This window comes from Coleofasciculus sp. C1-SOL-03, from assembly GCF_040220555.1.
Classification (GTDB): domain Bacteria; phylum Cyanobacteriota; class Cyanobacteriia; order Cyanobacteriales; family Coleofasciculaceae; genus Coleofasciculus.
Genome location: NZ_JAVJUO010000142.1, coordinates 1 through 24,350, shown reverse-complemented (window position 1 = coordinate 24,350; position 24,350 = coordinate 1). Strand labels below are relative to the sequence as shown.

Sequence of the window (24,350 nt, the reverse complement as noted above, 5' to 3'; positions counted from 1 at the left end):
TAACTGAACCGACTCCGGTACAAAGGAAGGCTTTAGATTTGTTGGGTGTCAGCCTGATATGTACCCAGTGAAGCCGAAAGTGAAATCGCCCTAAGCCAAGATAGGCATACAGTGTAGCGATTTGTCAAAGGGGAACTTCAGGTTAAACCCCTGAGAAACTCGTTTAAGTCCCCCCATTTTGGGGGGAAGCAAGGAATTTTGGTTAAGGATTCTTACACAGCAAATCTACAAAATCTGTAATAACCATGCAACCGCTACGTCATCGCATTAACCCCAAAACATTTGTCATTACTCTCCGCCAAATTGCCAAATACTTGAAAATCAAGCCAGAGCGCATCCTGAATTGGGAAAAATGGTATAACGTCCTCTGGGTGCATATCCAGGGACTCGGTGGTTATTTTATTAGTTACCGCCAACTCGAACAATGGATTGCTGCTTGTAGTACTTTGATACGCTTTTGCCCAAACTTGCCAGCTCTTAATTCCCTTTGGCAAAGCATTCTTCAGGAAGCCTATCGATATACAGAAGCAGCGTTTTCCCGACTCAATGCTATCTTTCAACAAAGATTGTCAGTTCTTAAATTGAGAACTTGAGAAATCTGTTCGCGATCGCGTCCTGAAAATTCACCAAATTTTGCTCAAATCCAGCACAAATCCGGGTAATACCGACTCACCGCTAATCGTAGCTGGATTATCTAGACATTCCACCGCTACTCCTGGACGATAGATATAAACCTGTTGCTTTTTGCGGTCAATCAGCCAACCTAACAGCGCACCATTGTCAATATACTCCTGCATCTTGGTTTTGAGCGGTGCCAAATTATCAGAAGCCGATCGCAGTTCCACTACAAAGTCAGGACAGATGGGTGCAAACGTTTTCTGTTGTTCAGGAGTCAGGGCGTTCCACCGTTCTAGTTTCACCCAAGCCGCATCAGGGGAAACCTTTGCACCATTGGGAAGGGTAAAACCAGATGATGAGTCAAATTCAATTCCCGTACCATCAGCATCTGTCCAATTTGCTAATTGCTGATTCAACTTAGCATTTCGGTTTCCCGTGTCTGATCCGGTGGGGGGCATAATTAGTAATTCTCCTGTCGCCGTGCGTTCAATTCGTAAGTCACGATTAATTTGACAGAACTCAAAAAACTGCTCATCTGTCAGATTAATTATCGGGTGTAAGTGCAACACCAACGGAGAATTTTCTACTTGAGTCGTTGTTTCATTCATTGTCATGGCACAAATCCTTGGCGGCTGTTGTGAAATAGCACGGCACTTTCCCTAAACTACCCTCACCAAATTTTGCTTAAATCCAGCACAAATCCGGGTAATACCGACTCACCGCTAACCGTAGCCGGATTATCCAAACATTCCACCGCCACTCCTGGACGATAGATATAAGCCTGTTGCTTTTTGCGGTCAATCAGCCAACCTAAACGTGCGCCATTGTCAATGTACTCCTGCATCTTAGTTTTGAGCGGTGCCAAATTATCAGAAACCGATCGCAGTTCCACTACAAAGTCAGGACAGATGGGTGCAAACGTTTTCTGTTGTTCAGGAGTCAGGGCGTTCCACCGTTCTAGTTTCACCCAAGCCGCATCAGGGGAAACCTTTGCACCATTAGGAAGCGTGAAGCCTGTACTAGAATCGAAATAAATCCCCGTTCCGTCACGCTCTGCCCAAACTCCCAACTGCACAATCAACTTAGCATTTCGGTTTCCCGTGTCTGATCCGGTGGGGGGTATAATCAGCAATTCTCCTGTCGCCGTGCGTTCAATTCGTAAGTCGCGATTAATTTGACAGAACTCAAAGAACTGCTCATCGGTCAGATTAATTATCGGGTGTAAATGCAACACCAACGGAGAATTTTCTACTGGAGTTGTTACTGTAGTCATTGTCATGGCACAAATCCTTGGCGGTTGTTGTGAAATAGTACGGCACTTTCCCTAAACTACCCTCACCAAATTTTGCTTAAATCCAGCACAAATCCAGGTAATACTGGATCACCGGTAACCGTAGCCGGATTATCCAAACATTCCACCGCGACTCCTGGACGATAAATATAAACCTGTCGTTTTTTGCAATCAATCAGCCATCCTAACAGCGCCCCATTATCAATGTACTCCTGCATCTTGGTTTTGAGCGGTGTCAAATTATCAGAAGCTGATCGCAGTTTGATCACAAAGTCAGGACAAATTGGCGCAAACTTTTGCTGTTGTTCGGGAGTCAGGGCGTTCCACCGTTCTAGTTTTACCCAAGCCGCATCAGGGGAAACCTTTGCACCATTGGGAAGTGTAAAGCCAGTGCTGGAGTCAAAGCCAACACCAGTCTCATTCTGTTCCGTCCAATTGTACAATTGTCCATTCAGCCTAAAATTTCGTCCACCTGTTTCCGAACCCGTGGGAGGCATAATTAGTAATTCTCCTGTCGCCGTGCGTTCAATTCGTAAGTCGCGATTAATTTGACAGAACTCAAAAAACTGCTCATCGGTCAGATTAATCACTGGATGTAAGTGCAACACCAACGGAGAATTTTCTACTTGAGTCGTTGCTTCAGTCATTGTCATGGCACACATCCTTGGTGGCTGTTGCTATACTGTTTATGATCACAAATTCAGCTTTTGTCATACTGAATTGAACAGAGTGCAGCGAAACATCTGGTGAGATTCTTCACTCCGCTATCGCTTCGTTCAGAATGACAGACTCTAACAGTGCCAAGCTAGGCATAGCCTTTTTTTTGCCCGTCCCCTCTATCTTGACGCCCCTCCCCAATTTGGGGCAATGTTTCAGACGCTAAATCAAACACTCTCTCATTCAGTCTGGCAATAACAGCTTGTCGCAGTTGCCTATTATCGGGCAGCATTGTCAGCACGTTTTCCACCAGTTCCTCAACTCTATCCTGGGACTCGCGATCAATTCCCACAATTTGATTAATTTCTTGCCCATCCGGACGAGTCACTGTGATTCTACGTGCCTCAAATCCCCCACCTTTGGCATCAACCTCTGCCCGCAACGCTTCCAAATTCTTAAACCGCCTAGCCACATCTGAGAGGTTAATCTCAAACTGAGTCATATCTTCATCACTCCAAGACTCAGCCGGCTTATCTGCCACAATCATGACTAGGGCTTCTAACCATTCTGCATCGGTTTTAGTTTCATCAACTGCCGCTCCGATGAAACTTCTCAGCATCCGCTCAACACATTGTCCCGCTAGACGACTGGCTCGAACTCTTAAATCTTCCCGCAATTTAGCCTCATTGCGGCTAATCCCAAACGCATCGTGCAATCGTGATTTACACTCACTCAGTAAGCAGTCATAAGCCGTCTGAATCTCGTGCAGCGCTTGCACTAATTTTTTCCGTAGAGTTTTCGCCGTCTTACCATCGTCAACTTCATTCATACCAATGGCTGGCAATCCACAAGCTTCAGGTAAAGATTTAAACAGTAATACATCGGGTTCCTGAGCTTGCTTCAAGGTTTGCAAAACCGCTTGTGCTTCTGAACTGAGACGCTTGGTTTTCAGCGTGTACGCAGGTAGCTTTTTCACAAACTGAAATAGAGGCTTCGCCACCGCCAACAGAGTTACATTCCTGACTCCCGCAGGCATTCGAGACTGAGGCGATTTCAACACCGCTTCGAGTTCCTTAAAGACACGCGATCGCAACCCCACGACTTCAAAATATTTAACCGCAAAGCGTGAGGGATCTTTCACCAATAGCTCAAAATGCTCTGAACCCAAAATCGGGATAAATGTCCCATCTTTATAAACCCCAACATCATCGGTGTGGTACAGCAAAACTGCCGCTAACAGTACCGGAATCGACCCTTGCTTGACGCCGAATGGTGGTGCTTCTAGTTTTTGGTAGAGTTTATCTAAGGGGTTTTGTTTATCATTCGCGGCTTTTTGAAACGCCTCAATTGCCTGCCAAACCGTCCATACATCTGAATTTTTTTTCGGTGGATAGAACCCCCAACCGTCCTCCTCCTGTCGATGAATTTCTGTCTCACCGAGTAGAGAGTAATACATGGCGACTTCCGGACCATACCCCGTTAATCCTAATTTTTCGACCTCGGCATTTTCCAACATCGCCTCAATTAGTTCCCGTCTCGCCTTGGCGCCTTGAGACGTCAATTCACGGCGATTAATCAACTCATTCCAAAGAATTGGCGTTTCTGGATAAACCCTGTCACAAACATCTGATAACTTGGCATTAAAGTCTGTCGCGTGGCGGATAGTTTCTCGTTTCCCCTGAATCCAACAAACATTCTGATTAACGGCTACATCAAACGCTTGACTCAAACTTTGATCAAGCAATCGTTTCGTCTCGAATAACCGATACTGAACTTCCCGTCTCGCCACCGCATCCGTCTGAAGTTGAGCCGCACTACTCTGGATTTTCTCAAGTGCAGCAAATTCTAGCGCCCTAATTCGCAGAATACCCAGTTTTTTCGCACACAAAACAATTAACGGCTTCCCATCGGCTGTCAAAGCCGGGGCTTTACTTGGTAATTCCTCATCCACCCAACAAACAATCAACCCATCGCTATCTTTACTCGCGAGACGCAGTTGCGCTAAATCCTGTGTCCCATTAACATAGTGTCGCTCAAAATACCGCAACGTACCCGTTTTATAACTATGCCGTTGCGCTACTAACGGCTTTAGGGGATAGGTTTGTGACAAAAGACTAGACAGAGGCGATCGCTCTTGCTCAATCAACGCCGCCACTTCGCCTTCGACATTAAAATCAGAGCCTTCCCAAAGCCGCAGTTCATCCAACAACCGACGATGGGTAATCACATTTCGTCGTAATAAACGATCAATAATATCATCCCAATACTGCTGCTCTTGTTCCTCATAAGGTGAATCGCACATTGCCAGCGTCACCAGTTCATGAGTGGCTTTCACCGCACCCGTCGTTGTCACTAAGTTCAGCAAGCCAATGGTCTTTAAAACCCTAAGAGAATCCGTATCCAGATGTTTGGCATCGGCAATTAAATTCTGAATCTCTACCCACCGTTGCAAACCCAATCGAGAACCTAAACCCAACCCGGTGGCTTCAACGAAGTAATCATAAACCCGATCCAATTTCAGGGTTGGCAATGGCTCCCCCTGCACCCTTGTTTCATCCAAAAACTTCTTAAATGAATAGGGTTCAGAACTGGTGAGAAACGTAAAGAGTGAGCGGTCATTTTGTCCATATTTAGCGCATAGCATCGGTAACACCAACGCCGAGAGGGGATGTAACGGATACACCGCCCCCAGAACTTGCGGCGTCAGTTCTTCCGCCATGGCAATCTCTTTCCAGCGCTCATCTAACCATTCCTCTGCTTGGGTATAGATAGCACAATGAAAACTTTCTGCCTGGGATTGATCGATAACTTGACCAATCAACCGCACCATTTGTCCTGCCGATTCTGTAAAGGGGATATCTTCAAACCGCCCTTGAATCTTTGCCCATTCGTTCCGTTGGACAGAGGCTAATCTCTGACTATACTCCGCAAAGGCTTGGTGCAGTATCCCCAGTATATACACAGGATAATGCCCCTCTCTGGGCAGTTCAGTTAACTGCTGCAATAAATATAAATCTTCCGCCCCTTCGTTATAGGCAGCAAATTCCAGATTTTTGCCTAACTCATCAATAATTAAAAAGACACCCGTTTGAGCCGCCTGAGCGAGTTCTTGCACTATCTGAGGAAGCCCTCGGCTGTCAACGGTTTCTCCATCAGCAATTGCCGCTTCCCAGTCTAAAACTTGACCCGCGATGGCTATTTTTTCTCTCTCTGCTGATGACCAAAACAGCCGAATCCCTCTGGCTAAAGCCCGAATTACCGTGTTACCAATCGGTTCTCGCTGTGCCGTAGCCACGGCTCTGACTAAACCTTGCTTGGGTATAATCTCTGCACTATCAGCGCCCAAAGCGTTTCGCGCAATCTCCAGCGCCTGCTGCTTAATCCTCTCGTTATCTTTCGCACACAGAGCCGATAAAAAGTGAGCAAACGCCGACTTCCCCGTACCATAAACACTGGTTAGCGTCCAAGCCCGCTGGGATTGGGAGTCTTGCCAACCCGCTAAAATTCGTCTGAGGGCATCAACGGAGCGAGTGGTGGGAACATAACCCTCCAGGGCATCGAGTTGCTGCAAATCTCGCTCCAGATTAATCGAGCGAGAATAGCGCCGATTGAGGCTGAAATAGTTAGAGAGTGGTCGTTTCATTACTTTGCCCCACCGCGTCTTCTAGTACTGTAGTACCTGTCTAGGATATCGTGTGCTAGCGCCTTTGCCTCTTTTTTGAAGGAAAACTGAATCAATCCCGCCGAGTCAGAGAGGGTGAGATCCGTTGAGAACCGCCCCACCTGTTCAATGGCGTCACAGACAGCACTTTCATTCAGCTTGAACGCCAAACCTGGGCTACCGGGATCAAAGGTAAGGCTGGCAATGGATATGGTTTTCTGACTCCCTTTAAACGCGGCAAACTCCAAACAAGCCGCAACAACAACCTCAGCGGGGAGATTCGCTTTTGCCCCCATTTGGAACCTGTAGTGCTTGGAGTTCCCTAGAGTTTGGATAATGCCAAGTTCGGCAAAAGGACAGTCAATGGAATCCTCACTCACGCCTGTCTTGGTATCGGGTTCTACATACATCCGCAAGATGCAGGTGATGTCTTTTTTCAGTGAGGCATCGACAATACGACTACCCAGACTATCCCTATAGTCACAAAGCGCCTCAAATAAATCGTCGGCTGAAAATTCAACGGGGCGAAAGACATGAAATGTAAAATACCAAGCCGTCGCCGAGCAGGTGGGTTTGAGGAGATGCCAATGGAGTAGCCACAGCGAGGCGGGATCTTCTAAAAACTCATCCCAAGCGTTATCCGCCAACAGTTGTTTGCCAAATTCTGAGGGACTATCATTGTCCAGCACTTTGAAAGCCGAACACCAGTAACGAATCGAGCGCACCATATTCTTACCCACACCCAAACGTACAGGTGCATCTTGGCTCAAAAAAATTCCTGGATCTTCCGTTGCCTTGTCAAAACCCTTCTTCAGCCAGCCAAACCGAGGATGAAACGTCTCGTGACGGGCAAAGACAGGATTAACCGCAGGAACTTGATTATCGATTTCTGGTAAAGCGAGGGTCGTTTGTTCCACCATGAAGTGCTAATTTATGTGCTGATAGAGCTAGGGGTTCCGATGTTCAGGGACTTCTTATTGTAAACTCACTCCCCCTGCTTGACATTATGGCTTTTATGTGAAATTACCGTGAGGTGGGCAAGAACAACGAACGATAAAATATAGCGTTTCCAAGTTTATAACTCTTGCCCACCCTACATAAAATTGGCTTACCCTGAAACTGATGCCCATAGAGTCTCACCTACAGCCAAGGTAACACGAAGCCGCGATCGCACCATTCGATTCCACTCTAACCACCCAACAATGTATCAGGATCAATTCCCGATTCCCGCAATCGCTCCAGCAAAGACTGTAACTGAGCTTCCGCCGCTTCTGCTCGTTGTCTCTCCTGTTCTGCCTCAGTCAAAATCCAATTCTGTTGAGCATCATACCAACGCAACCACAAACGCTCAATTCCTTGAAATTCCCCTTGCCACAATCCCAAACCTAAATCCAACTCAGGAATCCACACTCGCGACTCCTGTAACTCTAATTCTTGGTAATGTCCCCCCGCTAATGTAAAGCCTCGTAACTGATTCGTATAACGACTAAAAACGACATAATAAGGAATCCGTAGAATCCGCTCATAGACTTGCCATTTTCGCGGCGGTTTATGCTCAACTTGAGGCTCAATTGCTTGCCCATTTCCTACACCTTCCCTCGATTCAACGGGTAGCGTTTCCGCTTCCGTTTCTCCTAAATCTTCCTTCTCTGTCCCTGGAGAGAGCAATTCTACCACCACATAAGGATTCACGCCCTCTTGCCACACCACGTAAGACAGGCGCATATCGACTTGCTCATAAAGTCGAGGTACACCCACCACCCCAAACCAATCGGGTCGCTTATACCATCCTGGATGACGCACGTCGTAGTAAAGGTTCATGTCACTGGCACAAAATACCTGCTGTGGCGGATAATGAGGCGGACGAAATGTCAAACTCAACAATTGTGCCTGCCAATCATGGAATTCATCAGGCAAACCAGGCTCCTCCGGATCTTCGCTCTTGAGATCATACATCGTCGGCAGTGTTTCTCTCGGCGACAAGGGTGGATCAGTTTGCGGTACGGGATATTTGAACGGAAACATAGGTTTAAGTGGGTGGACACAATTAAAGTTAACGGTTGAGATTAGGGAACAGGGAACAGGGAACAGGGAACAGTAGGGATTTGAGGGTGATGTACAAAACTTAATACAGTACCGTTTTCTTTTGTCCGACTACTTAGTAACCAACAGAATATAGATATAGGGCTAAGGTACCCTTACTACAAGCCGAATCTAATTCATCAAATAAGGTGTGCCACGCCACTACCCAACCTCTGCCATGTCTGGTTGCAGTTGCGCCAAGGCGAATTGTACGCGGGTGCGAACTGCCAAATCTGACTCACTATTCATCAGTTGCTCAAAATGAGCGACTATCTGCTGCCAATAATCCGGCTGAGTTTCGGCTACTGCTGTGGCTAATCCTTGCAACCCTACCACCGAAGCATAACGCACCACCCATTCGGGATCATGGCAGGTTATCTGTAACGTTTTCAGCACTCGCCCTTGGGCTGAGGGAATCTCTTCAGGAGACAATTTTGACCACTGTACATTGCCTAAACCTTTCGCCGCTGCACGACGCACGCTTAGGGCAAAGTCAGTTTCAGCCGCATTCAATAAGGTGTCTAAGGCTCTGGGATCAGCAAGTTGGGCTAAGGCTCGAATCGCCCAAGCCCTTCCTCCATAGTTATACTCATCAAGCAGGTTGAGTAATGGTTCTACCGCCACGTCTCCTAATTTCACCAATCCATCGACGGCGGCGACGGCGGCACCGGGGTTGTTATAACTGAGGACGGCAATTAATGTAGGAATCCCCGCTTTGATCTTGGCGTTGGCTAGGGTTCGCACGGCGGTGAGTAAGCGAGGGGCAGAATCGGCTTGTTCAACGGCTTGAATCAGGGTTTGGTCATTTGTCATTCGTCATTCGTCATTCGTCATTCGTCATTGGTTACAAGACTACAACAAGTCATCCATCAGGTTCATCAGATGGATTGCTCCTTCTGATAACTGAACGGATTCGCTGGCGGAGTGTTTGACTTCATGCTCTAATACCCCTTTGAGAGAAATGAGCTTTAAACTATTTTCCGCTAGGGTTTGAGCGATCGCATCTGCTGCCCTTAAGTAGCCAATCGCCCCTAAATCGGCTAATACAGCCCGTCGTAATTGTAACTTTTTCCCCTTCAGGGCTTGCACTAAGCGATCGCCATAGGCGGGATTCTCGGTTAACTGATACATGGCGCGTGCGGCGGCGTACTGTATCCGTTCTTGATCATGCTCTAGGAAGGGTTCGATTAATGCGATCGCGTCTTTTGCCCCTAAACTGCCTAATGCTTCTATGACGCCATTATACGGTTGTGCTAAGTGGGGTGATCCGGGTACAGGTTTAGCCGCCTCTATCCCACCCTCTAATAACTCCATTAACTGAGGAACACAAACGGGATCACCTAACCTCCCTAACGACTGCGCGGCGGCTTCCCGCACATAAAAATCTGAACAGTCTAGACAGTTTATCAGCGGCACAACAGCTTTGCGATCGCCTAGCTTTCCCAGCGCCCGTGCTGCATTGCGTTTCAGGGGATATCCGCCCGCCTCGGTACGATCTGCCTCTTCCTCTAGAGCGACAATTAAGGCGTCGATTACGGCGGCGTCTCTAATCCGAAATTTTCCCAGCCACCACGCGGCATAATAGCAAAGACTTAAATCATCCCGTTGTTTGAGATTAGCTAATGCTTGTTCTACTGTAAAGGATTCACCGCTATTTGTCATTGGTCATTGGTCATTCGTCATTTGTCATTCGTCATTCGTCATATCTAGCGAATGAAAATGAATTGTCCAAAAGAGTAGCTGTTGTTTCAACGCCGACACAAGACTGTCTTTTTTCCGTCTGTTCCCTGTTCCCCGTTTCTACTTAGCTGGTAATCGGTAAGAGATAATGAGTATTTTTTACCCCTGACCGTTTACCAGCCTTCAGTTTAATCAACCCATTAATTAACTCTCAGAATTCACGGGATGAATATTAACAATTGTTCCGCCCATGCGGGTAATGCGGCGCATTTCTTCATTCATGCGATTGTAAGGCACTTTAATGAAGACACTGCCGCTTTTGCGAAAAGGGTATTCGTTCTTATCATTGGTTTCATTTTGACGCAAACCCGTGACTTCATAGGTAAAGAAACGACTCCCTGATGGGCTGTTTGCCTTACTACTTGCTGCGACTTGACCTAGCATACTAATCAATTCTCCTTTTGGATATTTTTCACTATTTTAATTTTAAAGTAGGGTCGTGGAAAATCAACTTTACTCGGTTTAATTCTCCACTTGTCTGTTCACTTAACATACCAATGGGACTAGAGTCTCAAGAGTTAGGAGATTAGAAATAACACAGCAATTTACGCTATTTTATCTCTAGTTCTAACCGCTTCAGCCCCCAGTCCCCTCTGATCTGTTCAGATCAGTTTAATCTTCCTCTATTTAGCGGACGTCAACGTCTGCCTGCTTGGACTAAGCTGGTGTAATGCTCGCCACTTTACCCCCCAGACGGTTAATCTGTTGGAGTTTGTTGGATAATTCCTCATAAGGAACTAAGAAGGCTTTGCTGCTGCGACGCACTTTCGGATATCTGGGATTAATAATCCCCGCTACTTCGACCCGATAGACTTTGCCCTGTGTGCCATAAGGAACAGAACCCCCTAATGCCTTATTCGGGGTTCCACCCTTCCCAGACTGGCGATATGCCCAGCCTTCATTGCTACCCGATGGTCCAACCACGGCTGAAGCAAAATTCTGTGCTAAATCAGTCGCCAGACGTGACTCACTTCCTGCCAACTGAGCGCGATCGCTATTGGCATAACCACGATACAGTTGGAACATACGGGTAAACCCGACGGTTTTCTGACCCCGTTGAGTGGCAAAACCGCGATAATACGGAACGATATAATCACCGAAGTTTTCTTGATACTCTTCACTATCAATGTAAGAGTCAATATCGGCCTCGTACCCTTTGGTTTCGTACAGATCCAGGTGGTAAATTACCTCAGACTCATCGTAAGGTGCGCGACCTAATAGGTGCTTGTAATTGAGTTCAATTACACGAGTTTGAAAATTGCCGTAGAAAAACTTGGTTTTATAAAGTTCTGATTTGGCAACGCAACGCACAAATTCGCGCACGTTAATATACCCGTTTCGCAGCAGTGACTCGGCACTGGTTAGGCGTTCAGACGCCATCACATAGTCATTGCCCAACAGTTGACGGTAGACGGCACGAATGACCGCTTGGATATCATATTCAACCCAATCGGGACGCAATTCTACCGGAGTTGGATTACTATACGCTTCTGTCCCTAATCGGGACGCTGCTGTTGTAATAGCCACTTAAATGTCTCCTAATTAAACGCCAATGTTGAAATCTTTAAGCGGGTATGATGTCTGTCACTTTACCGCCCATCTTATTGATTTGTTGTAACTTTTGGGAAAGCTGTTCGTAAGGGACGTAATATTCCGTCTGACTGCGGCGGATTCTGGTCATGCGTCCGGGTTTGGGGATTTGAATTACCCGCACGATATAAATCTGCTCACGAGTGCCGCCCCGAGTACCCACGATCGCTTGTCCTTGCGAATCAGCGTAAATCGGAGACGAGGTATTCAGCGCCACTTCCCGCAACAGACGAGAACGATTTCCCGCAGGTTGAGTGCGATCGCTACTGCCTAATCCGCCAAATAGTTGGAAGATCCGGCTATAACCCACGGTTTTCTGACTACGTTGGGTTTCAAATCCAATCGGATAGGGAACAATGGACTCGCCAAAGTTCTCTTGATACTCCATTGAGTCCATGTAGGAGTTAATCTCCGCCTCATACCCCTGTTGATTGTACAAGTCAGTATGATAGGCAATCTCTGACTGATCGTAGGGCGCTCGTCCCAAAAAGTGCTTATAATTCAGTTCGATAAATCGCACTTGTGGAGTGGAGTAGAAAAACTTCTCCCGGTATAGTTCCGATTGACCCAGAGTTCTAATAAAATTGCGAACGCTGATTTCTCCGTGACGTAGCAGTGATTCGGCACTGGTTAACCGCTCAAACTCCATCAAGTTATCGTTACCGAAGACTTGTAGATAAGCGGTTCGGATCACCAATTGCAAATCATCTTCTGTCCAATTTTGACGCAGCTCCACTTTGGGAGACTCCGCAAATGCAGCAATTCCTAAGCGCCTTGCTGCCGTTAAACTTGTCATCTTAACCCTCCCTGAAAATGAATAAAACGATACCCGGAAACGCAAACAATTGCTAACCCTTGCCAGCTAACAACTGCTTGCCTTTCCGGGCAAGGCGATCAATCTAGCTCAGGGCGTTGATCGCATAGTCAAGATAGGAATTGGCTTCAACGGCAGGATCGCCAGACAAGCCATGGTTACCTTTGATGTACTTGAGGGCTTCAATGTACCAGCTAGGAGACAGTTCAAACGTGCTGTTGATTTCATCAATCCCAGCAATCAGGTACTCATCCATCGGACCAGTGCCACCTGCAACTAAGCAGTAGGTTACCATCCGCAGGTAGTAACCAATGTCACGAGAACACTTGGCTTTCCCTTCAGGAGTAGAAGCATAGTTCGGTCCCTGCATCTGAGTGGTGTAGGGGAACTTTTGGTACACCGCGTTCGCTGCACCGTCGATCAGCATTTGCGCTTTGTCAGTTAACGCTCTAGCTGCCTGTAAGCTGGCTTGAGCTTGCTTAAACCGACCAAAGGCAATTTGGATTTCGGTGCTGCTTAAGAAACGTCCTTGTGAATCGGCAGCGGCGACTGCTTCTGTCAATGGTGTCTTCATCGTCGAGATATCTCCTTAATCTTTTGCTTACTTTGTCAAACGTGTTGATGAAGTTGAAACTTCAACAGGCAATCTTGTTTTACCTTGTTTTAGGCAACCGCGTTGGCAGCCATGTCAAAGTAGCTACCGATTTCGGACATTAAAGCGCTGCAATCACCAGGAGTGATATTGTTACGATCATTTGCCATTGCGATCGCGGCATCCTTCATTTTTTGCACGCCAGCAGCAACAGACGCTCCAGGTACACCCAGCGCTACATAAGTTTCACGCAAACCATTCAGGCAGCGATCGCTCAGTACGCTGGAATCACCCGCAAAAATGGCGTAGGTAACATAGCGCAGGATGATTTCCATATCCCGCAAGCAAGCCGCCATCCGACGACTGGTGTAAGCGTTACCACCAGGAGCAATTAACTGAGGCTGTTCCGCAAACAAAGCACGAGCCGCATCAGCAACGATCTTAGAAGAGTTGCTGGTGATCCGGTTAACCGAATCCATCCGCTTGTTGCTTTCAGCAACCATTGCATTCAAAGCATCTATCTGAGAGCCGGTCAGCATTTCGCCTCGCATATCAGCTTGGCTTACCACCTTGGTGAATGCATCAAACATGAACTCAAATCCTCCTTTGCTTGGTTGAGTCTAGGGTTTAAATCTAGACAGGTTAGGTCGAGACAGTGAAACCTTAACACCTCATCGGGTCTGTTCTCACGGATACCCATCACGTTCTCAGAAGGAAAACGTAAACGGAGCGTTAAGAAACCTGAGAAGATTTCCGGCTGATTATGAGAACCCCCCAAATAACGGTTATTTGGTGCTTTGGTTAACATTTACCTGTCATCTTTACCCTTCAGGTTTCTTTTATACAATGATGTTGAGTTTTTATTTGTTACAAATTGTTAAGTTTTTAAGCCTTGGCGGATCAAACTCGCCAATTCTGAGGATGCCCAAACTGCTCAAGCTAGCATTGCCAAAGGGTTACAGATTTCCGGACTACACTACAACCTCATTGTCCAGTTCTGTCTAGGGGCGGCGATCTTGATCCCCTTCTTCTCGGCTTTATGAGACCCTTGGTAACAATTACTTAAGCAGATATACTTACTAAAGGTTACTGCCTGACTTTTCTGTGGTCACAGAGTAATTTGGTCTTAATTTTCTAAGGCTACGATAATCCCCTGCCCCTTAATCCCCTTATTTATTAATAAACATTACGTTGAGTGAGATGATGTGCCAGACTGGGATAGAAGGCTCAAAGCGTTGGTAAATCAGAGATTGCCCGTAAGTTTTTGGCGTCGTAGTCTTAACAAAAGTAAACTTTAAATCGCTGATCACTTTTCAAAATGTAAATTTTTTAATCAAATGAACCATTCTTAGCCCTTTCTATGAGAAGGTTTGAGCAAAATTATGTACAATGACATGCAACTTAATATTTTTTAACGCTTAAAAATATTCAGCCTATTGTATAAAGAAACCTATGGATTATTTGGGGCTGGATTTGACCCAATGCCAAACTCTGGCGAATCTCGCCACCTCGATCCATCGTTCAAACAACGTTTAGCTAGGAGATATTAATTAAAATGCTTGATGCGTTTTCCAAAGTCGTAGACCAAGCCGATAAAAGTGGAGCCTATCTGAGTGGCGATCAAATCAACGCCCTTTCAGCGATGGTGTCGGAAAGCAATAAGCGTTTAGATACGGTGAACCGTCTCACCAGTAACGCTTCCATGATCGTCGCCAATGCGTATCGAGGATTAGTAGCTGAACGTCCTCAAGTGTTCGCTCCCGGTGGTGCTTGTGATCATCACCGTAACCATGCCGCTTGTATCCGGGATATGGGCTTTATTCTCCGTTATGTCACCTACTCCATGTTGGCAGGAGATGCCAGTGTGATGAATGACCGTTGTCTCAATGGTCTGCGGGAAACCTATCAGGCGCTAGGCACACCTGGAGATGCCGTAGCATCCGGGATTGGCAAGATGAAAGATGCCGCGATCGCCATTGCTAATGACCCCAATGGCATTACCCAAGGAGATTGCAGCGCCCTGATGTCTGAGTTAGCGAGCTATTTTGATACAGCAGCAGCCGCCGTTGCTTAAGGTCGAGTTTAAACGGCTTTTTGACAATTAAATCTGACAACTTAACCGAGTTAATCATTTAGGAGAACAAAGATACTCATGAAAACCCCAATTACTGAAGCGATTGCTGCCGCTGACGTGCGCGGTTCTTATCCGACTAATACTGAAATGCAAGCCATTTTTGGTCGTTTCAGTCGGGCGAAGGCGGGTCTAGATGCTGCCAAAGCGTTTACGGATAATGGTCAGGCATGGTCTGAAGCCGCGGCTAATCATGTTTATCAGAAATTCCCCTACACCACTCAAATGGAAGGACCCCAATATGCCTCGACTCCAGAAGGCAAGTCCAAGTGTGTGCGGGATATTAACAACTACTTGCGTGTGATCAGCTACTGCTGCGTCGTGGGTGGAACGGGTCCACTGGATGAATATGTGATTGCTGGCGTTAAAGAATTCAACGCGGCTCTCGGTTTGTCATCCAGTTGGTACGTGGCGGCTCTCGAATTTGTCCGTGACAATCATGGTTTATCGGGAGATGTTGCAGGTGAAGCGAATATTTACCTCAACTATGCCATCAATGCTTTGAGCTAGAAACCAGTACGGCTACCAGGGAAGTCATGGAATCAAGATGTTTGAGTAGAACATTTGTTTTCCTGTACTAGCCTGTATCGGGTCTGGAGGATAGGCAATGAGGTGTTGTTGTCTATCAATCAGACCCGAATCTTGTTTATAGTAAAAGGCTCCAAGGTAGAAGGCTGGTGGGCAATGCCCACCCTACGGTATATCAAAGGTTTTGGCGCTCCAAAACGGCAAATTTTCAGTACCATTCGATTTAAAATACATATAAATAAAAAACGATTTAGATCTCAAATTTTTTGTATAAATGACTACCGCTTCTCCCCCCCAACCCATAAGTTCGGCAGAAACGGCGATCGCCGCCTTAAACGGAGATGATAATCAGTTGCGCTATTATGCCGCATGGTGGTTGGGTAAACATCAGATACAAGATTCATGGGGGGTGCTATGTGAAGCCCTCCAAGATGAAGCCTATCGCACTCAAGCCGGTGGATATCCCTTGCGGCGTCAGGCGGCGCGAGCATTGGGTGAGTTAAAAAATCCCCAAGCTGTACCCGCGTTAATTGCTGCCTTAGATTGTCCGGATCTGAGCCTTCGAGAGGCAACGATTCAGGCTTTAGCGGCAATTGGCGATCGCAGAGCTATCTCCCCCTTGCTGAATCTGCTAAACGCTGAAGCCGAGCAACCCTATGAAGCTTTGATTGAAGCCTTAGGCACGTTAGAAGTTTGGCAAGCTCGTCCCCAGATTGAACCCTTTTTAACCCATCAGTCGGAACGGGTTCAATGTGCGGCGGCTCGGTATTTATATCTATTGACAAAAGAGCCGCAATATATTGAGCGGATCATCCGAAACTTGGATCATCCGAATATGTATTTACGCTGGGCGGCGATGTTTGACCTAGGCGCGATCGGTCATTTAGCCGCAGCGCAAGCGATTATTCAGGCGAAGGTGCCGAATAGTTTGAAGCTGCTGAATATCAAGCGCATGTTAGAAGCGATTTTAGAAAGTGATGCGGAAGCCGAATCCAACCAGCAGGATAAATGCCAGTTTCTGATGGACACGATTGATCAGTTGTTAATTCAGCTATAAATCATTAATTCCCTATTCCCTGTTCCCTGTTCCCTGTTCCCTAAAAAATGACCAATAACAACGGACAAAAATTAAAACAAGCGGTTACGCCTAACGAAGCCATAGAAGCGATTCAGGCGTTAGTCGCTCACCCGCAGCGTACCAGTGATGACGTAATCACCGCCTTAATTGAGGCATTAAGTCATCATCATCCGGCTGTCCCCGCCGCCGCCGTAGATGGGTTAGTCGAATTGGGGTCAGCCAGCGTTAATCCTTTAATTGCCGCCTTTGAAGCCTCTGGTGACCAAGCGGTGCAAGCCCACATCATTCAGGCTTTAGCGCGAATTGGTGACCCAAGGGCGCTGAGTCTGTTAGAAGACGTCGTTGGCACATCCGTCGCCAACCACTGTCAAGGAAATGTTCGGCGCGTCGCTGCACGCGGGTTAGGGCGGATTGGCAGTTTAGCCAAGGATACAGCCATTATTCGTCAAGCCATAGACAAATTGACCTGGGCGCTACTGACACCAGAGGATTGGGCGCTGCGGTATGCGGCGATCGCGTCCTTACAAGATATTGCCCAACCAGAAGTTATGCCTCTGTTACAACAGGCGTTGACTCAAGAGTCGGATCGGGTGGTACAAGCACGGCTCAATCGTGCGATCGCACAGTTACAGTGTTGGTGAGAGGTTTTATTGTTGTCTGATCACGGCTACATAGGTGGGATGTTTGATGCGATACGTTTCACGATTTTCCACCTTTTCCAGAAAGTCAAGTCCTCGATCAAAAATAACCTTGTACTTCTGCTGATCATGTCCCTGGATTTCTAGTTCTCGTGCATGGGGAAAGTGAGAGCGTTGATGACAGGGTTGAACTGTAACTTTAGGTTGAATTTCTATCGCCTTCAGTCCAATCAGGGCTGTTTCTAATTCAGCTTTGAGTTCAGAAGCCGGTGGAGATTGTGACGTTTCCAACGTTAAAATCGTTACCTGAGAATTAGCCGAGAGTCCCTCCCCTTGTAAGAGTTCAGCGAGGAAGTTTGCCCTTTGACCATTTAAGTAGCGATCGCGATAGAATACCTGCTTCACCTGACTTGCCAAAATACCGTCTATTCCCAGTTTCTGGCGCAGTTGTGGCAAACTCAGTTCACCCCAGCTAGGTTCTGGGAAGACGACAACGGTATCGGGGTCTGCCAATTCTGAAGCTGGGACAAGTCTAGCTTGCGATCGCAGCATTTGTAATCGACTCTCGACTGTCTGTTCAGTTCGACTTGTATAGAAGCCAAAGCGAATCAGAGGCTGCTGTTGTTGACAAAGTAACTGTCGCAAACGCTTAACTTGGTCATTGACCAGAGCATTCATGGGATACAGGATCAGAACTCGCACCCCTGGATTAGACCTAAGCGAGGTGGCTCCTTCCTGAAGTAGCCGATTCATTATCGGGATGAGAAAACATTCTGTTTTACCCGATCCTGTTCCTGTCGCAACGACGATATTTTGCTGTTGCTCAACTACCGCTCTCACCGCCTGCTCTTGATGTTTGTAGAGCGGGCGTTGAGCTGGTGTAAACAGGTGTGCCACATCTGGATGTAGGACATCCAGTTTGACTAATTCTGAAACGCTTTTGGTGGTTTGATAAGGCTGCGAACCTTCTAAGTAGGGATACTGCCAAATGGTTCCGGGTTGTTTGAGCTGCTCTTCGAGTCCGTAACGCAGATGCGGGTCACGCAGCGGGTAAGCGGTGAGCAGATAACGAATCAAGTCTTGGCGGGGCTGTTCTACCGCAGCAATAGGGTCGAGATAATGACTCATACCAAAATACATCCCAGGCGTTGAAAGGCTTTCTTGACCAGGGGGTAGTTCGTTGATTGAAACGATCGAGTTCTATACCGTTGGGTATCCGGTTCCGAAAGACACCAGAGCCATCGAGCATAAGTCCCCGGTAGAATCACGCCAGCCAGATTGAGTCTCCCCTGGGGTTCGTCCCATTGAATTTTCAGCGGACATCCCGCCTCCCTGTCTTGGTAGAACATCGCCAAAACAGCCACATCCGGTTCTAACTCATAGAAAGCGCGATTAATAAACCAGAGATAGTCTCCTGTGGGAAGCTGTAGCAAGGTCCGATCGGGCAATTTCTGGTAACTTGCGGGTAGCCAACGGTCTTTTTGAGACCTGTCGGGTTGAGGGACATAGTGGCAAATCATCCCGCCGTCAGTAAAGGGGTTGACGAACCAGGGAGAGCGCAAAACCGCTGGCGAGGGCGGGCGAGGTAAGGGTAATTGTTCAATGCTATCAGCAACCGTTAATAAGCGAATCCCGACTTGCTGTAGGCGGTTGCGAATGCGGTTAAAGCCATGTACCTTCGGGCGAATGCGTAATTCATCTTCCCGTTGCTCGGTTTTCAGGGCTTGGTGAGCCAACGCTAGATAAGCGCGATCGCCTCGAAAGAGCAACCCATTCACATTATCTCGCGCCAAAGCTAAGACAGTGGGAGGAGCCATACTATAACGATTTCGACTCCCAGCTAAGACCTCACCTTGGGCTTGTAACTCCCTCAGCGCCTCCTGAATCTTCTGGGTTAACCCCTCTGGCGACTGATTCGGGGAGAGACGCGATCGCAACAGGGACAGAAGCTGCTGTTTGGTTAACGTTGTCGGTATGGCTGGATTACCCGGTTTTCGGTGATTACTCAGCAATCGGGTAATCGGATCAAAATCCATTATCTTGCTCCCAACATACGATTTACATGGGCGGGTGGTAAGGGTTTCGGTTCGATTCGCTGACAGGATTCAATGCTTTGAATCGGGGTTCGTGCTGCTTTGAAATTAGCCAAATTTAGTAAAACGATATCTTCGTACACGGAATCATCAGGGGTTTCCACGGCTAAAATCATATCTTGCAGTTTATTTTGTTCAATCACCGCCTTCAGACATCTCAGAAATAAATCACGTTTCTTGTGGCGAACATTAACCAAGTACCACGTTCCGCTAACAGGCGGCGGTGCTGACGGCTCTTTCGGTTCTACAGGCGGCGGTGAGTCGGGCGGTTGGATAGGTTGTACTGGTGGTAATTCCAAAACGTTTAACAGTCCTTTAAGCTGGCTAACTAAGGCATCGGGATTTAACCATTCAGGGAAATTATAGCCGTGTTCTTCTAAGCTAGCAATTCCGGCTTGTATCTGCTGGAGATCGAAATCTGGATTCAGTTTTTTGACCGCCTCGATGAAGTTTGGCGTCGGTTCCTGATCCAGAATCGTATAGCAGTAGTTGGCTAGATCCTCATTTTCATTCGTGTCTTCTGGTAACTCGTATTGATTTAGCGCAATTTGTTGACCTCGCCAACCACGAATACTCGAGGGAATACAGCTATCTAAAACCTCAATTCCATTGGCAAATTGGAGTGATAACTCTTTTGGGGTAAAGCAGATAATCTCTTCGACACCAATAATCGTCGGATTAGGCAGATTTAACGGCAGATGATCGCCTGTCACGGCATCAAATACCAGACAGGGGAAGTCACGGGTAATCCCAGCATAATGCCATTTGAGCAAGGATTTTCGATTGTGGTCTAATAGTTGACAACTCCAATCTTCCGATGCTTGATTGACATCAATTGCCAGTTCGGGAATCTCTAAATCTCCAACTCTGGGAATCGTGTTCTCCCAATTCGCTTCCGGAATTTGACAGTAAGTGTCCCGCAGATCTCGCCATTCTGGTTTCCATAAGGTTTGCTCCGGGAGTATCAGTTGCGTGTTTCCCGTGTCAATAATATCTAAACTAAGAACTAGGGGCTGACTACGCCGACGTACCAAACTTCGACTCTGACCCGAACCCGTTTTTGGGGTTAAGACTTGAATCAGAGCGTTCCAATTTCGCAGGAAGAAGTTATGAGGTAAGTAATAACTCCCTAACAGCTCTTCTCGCTGATGTTCATTCTGCAAAGCCGAGGGAGAAACACCCTGACGTTCTAGTTCTTGGGCAACAATTGCAATACCTTGAAGGAGTTGTCCGGAGATAGGTTCAGTCTCTCCATCCTCAGAATAGCTAGCGTTGAGGAAGTTGATCAATGTACCCCATTGCGGATGGTTTTCCTGGCAAAAATTGAGTAGCGCTGGGGACAGATCTGCCGCTGGGGTGTGAGCCAGTTCCCACCAACCATAATCGTCAGCAATTTCCTGAACCAGTTGGGCAAAGTGACCCAAGTTTTGTTCAGGAACGCCACTTTGTAACCATAAGGTGGAAACATATTTGTATCCCCCAGTCGCCCGGACTAAACCGAGTAAATTAATCCCTTCATCGACAACTTGACGCAGGGTATTTTCCACTCCTTGGTTGTGATGAATTTCTAACCGCTCACAGAAGCCTTGCCAAAACCGTTCGCTGGAATAATAATAGGCATATTCGGAGAGAGCAAAGGTGAGAACTTTGAGCCAATTTTGCTCCAACTCGTAAAATTCGTCATGCAGCGAATTGTAAGTTACTCGGTCAAGTTGCTGCAAGTTTTGACCCACGATATCGAGCAATTGATCGCTAGCCGTGCGTTTAATGCGAATACTACCCAGAAATCTCTGTCCAGTCGGGCGATCGCGATGAGACCAGTGTGGTAAAATTTGCTCTTCCCAGAGGTGTTTGGTATAGTTAGCATTCATGAAATCAGCGTCAAGCTCCGTTATTTGCCCCTGGGATGTTCGGCTTGATATAGGGGGTGACGCGGTTGATTTTTGTGCTTTTTTAGGGATATCAACAGAGATGGGTTTGTCTTGTTTAATCGTTCCCCTATTCGTTGTCTATCGCTATAGCTAGCAAATTTTTATTTAGAGCTTGCTGCACAAAGCCAAAACCCATATCACTTCGAGGCTAACCGAACGGGTGCGGTATCGGACAGGGTATAATCACGGATTCTCAATCAGCACAATGGCTGAGGTGATCAGGTTGTGGAAATGCTAAATGCGATCGCGTCATGCTAAACTGTCAAGCCTGAAGGGGTGGGTAGCGACTTAAAATATAGCCAGGGTGTGGGGTGTAGCGAACAATTGAACCCCTGTGTTAACTTTTTTAATCAGGAACAGGGAATAGGGAACAATAGGGAACAAATGACAAATGACAAATAACAGGGTTCAGCCCACCCAAACAACTCTACATCTGAGCCAGGGCGTTTATTTTAGCCAATTTGCTCTGATCTAAACCGCTCAAATCTTCCAGCTTTAGCCACTCTTCTTTGACTAACCTAGCGAAAAGAAACAGGAGAGCGGAATAGTCGTAGTCGTACTTGCCATCAATATCGTATCGCCTTGCACTCAAAACATCGTGCAGACGCCAAACCTCATCGAGTTCAGTAATTCCACTGGCGTATTCCCGCACCTGTGAGATCAAAGCATTCGTTTCTCGTTGATAGGCTTTCTCAAAAGCATCTTTGGCAATTTGCTGCTCGGCTTTAGACCAAATCGTTTCGTTTACTTGCATTCTCCAGTATGATGAACACTCCCAAAACGAGTAGGGAGTGTTCGCTCGATCATTAACAACTTGTTACAGTTTACCGCTATTTGCCCCTACTCAGGATGACTTTAGCGAGCCAAGTTGAGTAACTCCTTCGGCGAGGCTAATAAATCAATTGCCACAAAGTAGATTTTGTTCTCAGGATTGAGCAAGAATCGCCACGCCATATTCATTCCTACTCCGGCACCGAACCAAGGCGTTTGAACTTTACCTGTGACTTTGATCTGAGTATACCCCTCTTCTGTCGGTTCAGAAACGCCATTTTCCGGCAGCAGCTTCAGGTTCTGGCATTCTTCCCGGAAGAAACGGTAGACAGCATCTTTACCAATGATTGGTCGTTGGAACGGAGGTTGCAGCGCTCCATCATCAGTGAACAGTTGGATCAGGGCGTCGAAGTCATTGGCATTCATGTAATTCATGTAGCTCAACACCGTCGGGTTGTCAACTCCCTGGATCGCCACCGACGTCCGTTGGGACATGTCCTTAGGCGGAACAATCGGCTCAGTCACCTTGTTGTTGCTATCCAGCTTACTCGGATCAAACCCCATATCCACAACCGCATTCCGCAGCACCGTAATTTGCTGTCCCGGATCAAGGTTGCGAATGGCTTGTAGCACGGCGGATGCATTGGCGGATAAGCGATAGCCTTCGGGAATAGGCGCGACTGTTCCCTGTTCCATCCATTGTCCGAGCTGATACCAAAAGCCAAGCTTGATATTAGCCGACCAACTGGCATAAGTGCGGCTAATCGGCGTATCGGCGCGGTTTGCCAAGTCACACATGACCTGGGTTTGCTCCTGGAAGGACATTTGCTTTATTTGATTCAAGGTTCCTTCTGCAAGCACCATGCTGGCTGCTCCCGGTGCAGCAATAGTGATGGTTTTTCCCATTTCCAGGTAAGCAAACCAGATCAATGCCAATTGATCTTCAGCGCTAAGTTGACTGAAACGGGCAATCGTGGCTGGTACAGCATCGGCTGTTAAGGTTTCAGGAAATATACTACGAGCCGAATCAATGGTAAAAGGCATTCAGGATCTCCTGTTTAGGTAATTATCGAAATACTACGTCAGCGCTTGCCCTGAGCCGTTTTGGACTCTCTAGAGGCAGGCAGAAAATTTATTCACTACAAACAATGTTAACAAATTGCAAGTAAATGTAAAGATATATTTCGAGTTTTTTGTATCTTTTTTGGCAGTTTTTTTTCAGCAACTAATGCTTATCATTTTCATCAGGCTTATCTATCGTTCCTAAGGAACTTGTCAAAATGTCTCCATGAAGGTAAAGTCCTGAACGCCTGATTAGGCTTGGTTTCAGCTTGCTTGTTACCTCGTAAGCGGTTACAATTTATGACATGTTTGAGCAACGAGACAAATTGAGTCCGTATTGGGTGGAGAAATCCCAAAGTAGAAATGAACCCTTGGTACGTGGCTATGAGTACCTAGAAGCTGTACGTCAGCTAGCATTAGAGCCACGTATGGTTGATATCAGCGATAATCATCGGGTACGCGATCGCATCTGTACCTGGATTGGCTACAACATTGATACAGTCAACGCTGAACTCAATTCTTGTCTTAACGCCTGTCATGACTGTTTTCATCCAGAATTGCGTCGTCCGATCCAGATCGGGGCAGCGCCGTTAGCCCAGGAGTATGGGATTGATGGATTTTGTAACATTCTCCTCAATCCAGTTACCATCCTCGTTGATGTGGGACGAACCGCACCGCCAGATTGGTTAGGTATCGTGGTGCATGAATATGCCCATGCTCATTTAGGCTCACCGGGTCATGATCGGCGGTTTTTTGACGTTTTGTCTCATCTTTGCTTAGGACTTGGATTAAGACCTCCAGTCTGGCAACCTGATTTAGAAAACTATTTGCGAAATTGGCCCCACTGTCGTTCCCTGGCAAATCCCTTGGCGTTCTGGATGGGTTACTTTTAGTCGGGAATGGGGAACAGGGAACAGGGGAGATGGGGGAGATGGGGGAGCTGGGGGAGCCTTACAGGTGTAGGTTTTTTATTTTATGGTTGGGACAAGACAAGGAGGACAAGGATGGAAAGAAGACAAGGGGGAAAAACCGTACAAAATTAGGTTCGGTCAAGCTAACTTCTAAAAGCCGAA

At 47.0% G+C, this 24,350-nt stretch carries 24 protein-coding genes; 6 read left to right on the top strand and 18 right to left on the bottom strand.

Features of this window, described 5'->3' with window-relative positions:
- The first annotated feature begins 245 nt into the window (after positions 1-245).
- Positions 246-593 (top strand): hypothetical protein, encoded by a 348-nt coding sequence (locus tag RIE73_RS22715; protein ID WP_446403351.1) that lies wholly within the window; start codon positions 246-248, stop codon positions 591-593.
- A 30-nt stretch (positions 594-623) separates the two neighbouring features.
- Here the strand turns inward: RIE73_RS22715 and RIE73_RS22710 are convergent, their stop codons facing one another.
- The 13 genes from RIE73_RS22710 to RIE73_RS22650 form a co-directional block, all read right to left on the bottom strand.
- Positions 624-1,226 (bottom strand): Uma2 family endonuclease, encoded by a 603-nt coding sequence (locus tag RIE73_RS22710; protein WP_446403354.1) that lies wholly within the window; start codon positions 1,224-1,226, stop codon positions 624-626.
- A gap of 62 nt (positions 1,227-1,288) precedes the next feature.
- Positions 1,289-1,891 carry a Uma2 family endonuclease gene (locus RIE73_RS22705; RefSeq protein ID WP_446403353.1) on the bottom strand — a complete coding sequence of 201 codons (603 nt, stop codon included), beginning with the start codon at positions 1,889-1,891 and terminating at the stop codon, positions 1,289-1,291.
- Positions 1,892-1,953: 62 nt separating this feature from the next.
- A complete protein-coding gene (locus tag RIE73_RS22700) occupies positions 1,954-2,556 on the bottom strand; it encodes a Uma2 family endonuclease (protein WP_446403352.1) in 603 nt (200 codons plus the stop codon).
- Positions 2,557-2,714: 158 nt separating this feature from the next.
- Positions 2,715-6,209 (bottom strand): hypothetical protein, encoded by a 3,495-nt coding sequence (locus RIE73_RS22695; RefSeq protein WP_446403350.1) that lies wholly within the window; start codon positions 6,207-6,209, stop codon positions 2,715-2,717.
- The gene (locus tag RIE73_RS22690; protein ID WP_446403349.1) at positions 6,209-7,147 is read right to left on the bottom strand and encodes a DUF4007 family protein; all 939 of its coding nucleotides are present in this window, start codon (positions 7,145-7,147) and stop codon (positions 6,209-6,211) included. Before RIE73_RS22690 ends, RIE73_RS22695 begins: the two co-directional genes overlap by 1 nt.
- 268 nt (positions 7,148-7,415) lie before the next feature.
- The gene (locus RIE73_RS22685; RefSeq protein ID WP_446403348.1) at positions 7,416-8,252 is read right to left on the bottom strand and encodes a Uma2 family endonuclease; all 837 of its coding nucleotides are present in this window, start codon (positions 8,250-8,252) and stop codon (positions 7,416-7,418) included.
- A gap of 219 nt (positions 8,253-8,471) precedes the next feature.
- A complete protein-coding gene (locus RIE73_RS22680) occupies positions 8,472-9,122 on the bottom strand; it encodes a HEAT repeat domain-containing protein (protein WP_446403347.1) in 651 nt (216 codons plus the stop codon).
- Between the two features lie 39 nt (positions 9,123-9,161).
- Positions 9,162-9,971, bottom strand: coding sequence for a HEAT repeat domain-containing protein (locus RIE73_RS22675; protein ID WP_446403346.1), 810 nt, complete (start codon positions 9,969-9,971; stop codon positions 9,162-9,164).
- Between the two features lie 222 nt (positions 9,972-10,193).
- Positions 10,194-10,433, bottom strand: a complete 240-nt coding sequence (locus RIE73_RS22670) for a phycobilisome linker polypeptide (RefSeq protein WP_446403345.1) — start codon at positions 10,431-10,433, stop codon at positions 10,194-10,196.
- A 273-nt stretch (positions 10,434-10,706) separates the two neighbouring features.
- The gene (locus RIE73_RS22665; RefSeq protein ID WP_446403344.1) at positions 10,707-11,576 is read right to left on the bottom strand and encodes a phycobilisome rod-core linker polypeptide; all 870 of its coding nucleotides are present in this window, start codon (positions 11,574-11,576) and stop codon (positions 10,707-10,709) included.
- A gap of 37 nt (positions 11,577-11,613) precedes the next feature.
- Complete coding sequence (locus RIE73_RS22660) at positions 11,614-12,435, bottom strand: phycobilisome rod-core linker polypeptide (protein ID WP_446403343.1); 822 nt, start codon at positions 12,433-12,435, stop codon at positions 11,614-11,616.
- 103 nt (positions 12,436-12,538) lie between these two features.
- Positions 12,539-13,027, bottom strand: a complete 489-nt coding sequence (cpcA, locus tag RIE73_RS22655) for a phycocyanin subunit alpha (RefSeq protein WP_446340617.1) — start codon at positions 13,025-13,027, stop codon at positions 12,539-12,541.
- Between the two features lie 89 nt (positions 13,028-13,116).
- On the bottom strand, positions 13,117-13,635 hold the full coding sequence (locus tag RIE73_RS22650) for a phycocyanin subunit beta (protein ID WP_446403342.1): 519 nt from the start codon (positions 13,633-13,635) through the stop codon (positions 13,117-13,119).
- A gap of 965 nt (positions 13,636-14,600) precedes the next feature.
- Between RIE73_RS22650 and RIE73_RS22645 the strand changes: the two genes are divergently transcribed.
- The 4 genes from RIE73_RS22645 to RIE73_RS22630 all read left to right on the top strand — a co-directional run bounded on the left by RIE73_RS22645 (position 14,601) and on the right by RIE73_RS22630 (position 17,423).
- Entirely contained in the window at positions 14,601-15,119 is a 519-nt protein-coding gene (locus RIE73_RS22645; RefSeq protein ID WP_446403341.1) for a phycocyanin subunit beta, read from the top strand.
- A 78-nt stretch (positions 15,120-15,197) separates the two neighbouring features.
- Positions 15,198-15,686 carry a phycocyanin subunit alpha gene (locus tag RIE73_RS22640; RefSeq protein ID WP_446394269.1) on the top strand — a complete coding sequence of 163 codons (489 nt, stop codon included), beginning with the start codon at positions 15,198-15,200 and terminating at the stop codon, positions 15,684-15,686.
- 292 nt (positions 15,687-15,978) lie between these two features.
- On the top strand, positions 15,979-16,761 hold the full coding sequence (locus RIE73_RS22635; RefSeq protein ID WP_446403340.1) for a HEAT repeat domain-containing protein: 783 nt from the start codon (positions 15,979-15,981) through the stop codon (positions 16,759-16,761).
- A 47-nt stretch (positions 16,762-16,808) separates the two neighbouring features.
- Positions 16,809-17,423 carry a HEAT repeat domain-containing protein gene (locus RIE73_RS22630; RefSeq protein WP_446403339.1) on the top strand — a complete coding sequence of 205 codons (615 nt, stop codon included), beginning with the start codon at positions 16,809-16,811 and terminating at the stop codon, positions 17,421-17,423.
- Between the two features lie 6 nt (positions 17,424-17,429).
- On the opposite strand, the gene RIE73_RS22625 is transcribed toward RIE73_RS22630, so the two are convergent.
- From RIE73_RS22625 to RIE73_RS22605, 5 genes are all read right to left on the bottom strand, one after another.
- Positions 17,430-18,548 carry a DEAD/DEAH box helicase gene (locus RIE73_RS22625; protein ID WP_446403338.1) on the bottom strand — a complete coding sequence of 373 codons (1,119 nt, stop codon included), beginning with the start codon at positions 18,546-18,548 and terminating at the stop codon, positions 17,430-17,432.
- Positions 18,545-19,456, bottom strand: a complete 912-nt coding sequence (locus RIE73_RS22620) for a hypothetical protein (protein ID WP_446403337.1) — start codon at positions 19,454-19,456, stop codon at positions 18,545-18,547. Before RIE73_RS22620 ends, RIE73_RS22625 begins: the two co-directional genes overlap by 4 nt.
- Positions 19,456-21,384: a hypothetical protein gene (locus RIE73_RS22615; protein WP_446403336.1), complete on the bottom strand. Its 1,929-nt coding sequence runs from the start codon at positions 21,382-21,384 to the stop codon at positions 19,456-19,458. The genes RIE73_RS22620 and RIE73_RS22615 overlap by 1 nt, the downstream gene beginning before the upstream one ends.
- A gap of 487 nt (positions 21,385-21,871) precedes the next feature.
- Positions 21,872-22,198 carry a hypothetical protein gene (locus RIE73_RS22610; protein WP_446403335.1) on the bottom strand — a complete coding sequence of 109 codons (327 nt, stop codon included), beginning with the start codon at positions 22,196-22,198 and terminating at the stop codon, positions 21,872-21,874.
- Positions 22,199-22,299: 101 nt separating this feature from the next.
- Positions 22,300-23,259 (bottom strand): orange carotenoid-binding protein, encoded by a 960-nt coding sequence (locus RIE73_RS22605; RefSeq protein ID WP_446403334.1) that lies wholly within the window; start codon positions 23,257-23,259, stop codon positions 22,300-22,302.
- A 323-nt stretch (positions 23,260-23,582) separates the two neighbouring features.
- On the opposite strand from RIE73_RS22605, the gene RIE73_RS22600 reads away from it, so the two are divergent.
- The gene (locus RIE73_RS22600; protein WP_446403333.1) at positions 23,583-24,170 is read left to right on the top strand and encodes a hypothetical protein; all 588 of its coding nucleotides are present in this window, start codon (positions 23,583-23,585) and stop codon (positions 24,168-24,170) included.
- Positions 24,171-24,350: the final 180 nt, after the last annotated feature.

Excerpts from the sequence above, each read along its gene's own strand:
- RIE73_RS22715 (WP_446403351.1), top strand. The coding sequence starts at position 246 with ATGCAACCGCTACGTCATCGCATTAACCCCAAAACATTTGTCATTACT.
- RIE73_RS22710 (WP_446403354.1), bottom strand. The coding sequence starts at position 1,226 with ATGAATGAAACAACGACTCAAGTAGAAAATTCTCCGTTGGTGTTGCAC.
- RIE73_RS22705 (WP_446403353.1), bottom strand. The coding sequence starts at position 1,891 with ATGACTACAGTAACAACTCCAGTAGAAAATTCTCCGTTGGTGTTGCAT.
- RIE73_RS22700 (WP_446403352.1), bottom strand. The coding sequence starts at position 2,556 with ATGACTGAAGCAACGACTCAAGTAGAAAATTCTCCGTTGGTGTTGCAC.
- RIE73_RS22695 (WP_446403350.1), bottom strand. The coding sequence starts at position 6,209 with ATGAAACGACCACTCTCTAACTATTTCAGCCTCAATCGGCGCTATTCT.
- RIE73_RS22690 (WP_446403349.1), bottom strand. The coding sequence starts at position 7,147 with ATGGTGGAACAAACGACCCTCGCTTTACCAGAAATCGATAATCAAGTT.
- RIE73_RS22685 (WP_446403348.1), bottom strand. The coding sequence starts at position 8,252 with ATGTTTCCGTTCAAATATCCCGTACCGCAAACTGATCCACCCTTGTCG.
- RIE73_RS22680 (WP_446403347.1), bottom strand. The coding sequence starts at position 9,122 with ATGACAAATGACCAAACCCTGATTCAAGCCGTTGAACAAGCCGATTCT.
- RIE73_RS22675 (WP_446403346.1), bottom strand. The coding sequence starts at position 9,971 with ATGACAAATAGCGGTGAATCCTTTACAGTAGAACAAGCATTAGCTAAT.
- RIE73_RS22670 (WP_446403345.1), bottom strand. The coding sequence starts at position 10,433 with ATGCTAGGTCAAGTCGCAGCAAGTAGTAAGGCAAACAGCCCATCAGGG.
- RIE73_RS22660 (WP_446403343.1), bottom strand. The coding sequence starts at position 12,435 with ATGACAAGTTTAACGGCAGCAAGGCGCTTAGGAATTGCTGCATTTGCG.
- cpcA (WP_446340617.1), bottom strand. The coding sequence starts at position 13,027 with ATGAAGACACCATTGACAGAAGCAGTCGCCGCTGCCGATTCACAAGGA.
- RIE73_RS22650 (WP_446403342.1), bottom strand. The coding sequence starts at position 13,635 with ATGTTTGATGCATTCACCAAGGTGGTAAGCCAAGCTGATATGCGAGGC.
- RIE73_RS22645 (WP_446403341.1), top strand. The coding sequence starts at position 14,601 with ATGCTTGATGCGTTTTCCAAAGTCGTAGACCAAGCCGATAAAAGTGGA.
- RIE73_RS22640 (WP_446394269.1), top strand. The coding sequence starts at position 15,198 with ATGAAAACCCCAATTACTGAAGCGATTGCTGCCGCTGACGTGCGCGGT.
- RIE73_RS22635 (WP_446403340.1), top strand. The coding sequence starts at position 15,979 with ATGACTACCGCTTCTCCCCCCCAACCCATAAGTTCGGCAGAAACGGCG.
- RIE73_RS22630 (WP_446403339.1), top strand. The coding sequence starts at position 16,809 with ATGACCAATAACAACGGACAAAAATTAAAACAAGCGGTTACGCCTAAC.
- RIE73_RS22625 (WP_446403338.1), bottom strand. The coding sequence starts at position 18,548 with ATGAGTCATTATCTCGACCCTATTGCTGCGGTAGAACAGCCCCGCCAA.
- RIE73_RS22620 (WP_446403337.1), bottom strand. The coding sequence starts at position 19,456 with ATGGATTTTGATCCGATTACCCGATTGCTGAGTAATCACCGAAAACCG.
- RIE73_RS22615 (WP_446403336.1), bottom strand. The coding sequence starts at position 21,384 with ATGAATGCTAACTATACCAAACACCTCTGGGAAGAGCAAATTTTACCA.
- RIE73_RS22610 (WP_446403335.1), bottom strand. The coding sequence starts at position 22,198 with ATGCAAGTAAACGAAACGATTTGGTCTAAAGCCGAGCAGCAAATTGCC.
- RIE73_RS22605 (WP_446403334.1), bottom strand. The coding sequence starts at position 23,259 with ATGCCTTTTACCATTGATTCGGCTCGTAGTATATTTCCTGAAACCTTA.
- RIE73_RS22600 (WP_446403333.1), top strand. The coding sequence starts at position 23,583 with ATGTTTGAGCAACGAGACAAATTGAGTCCGTATTGGGTGGAGAAATCC.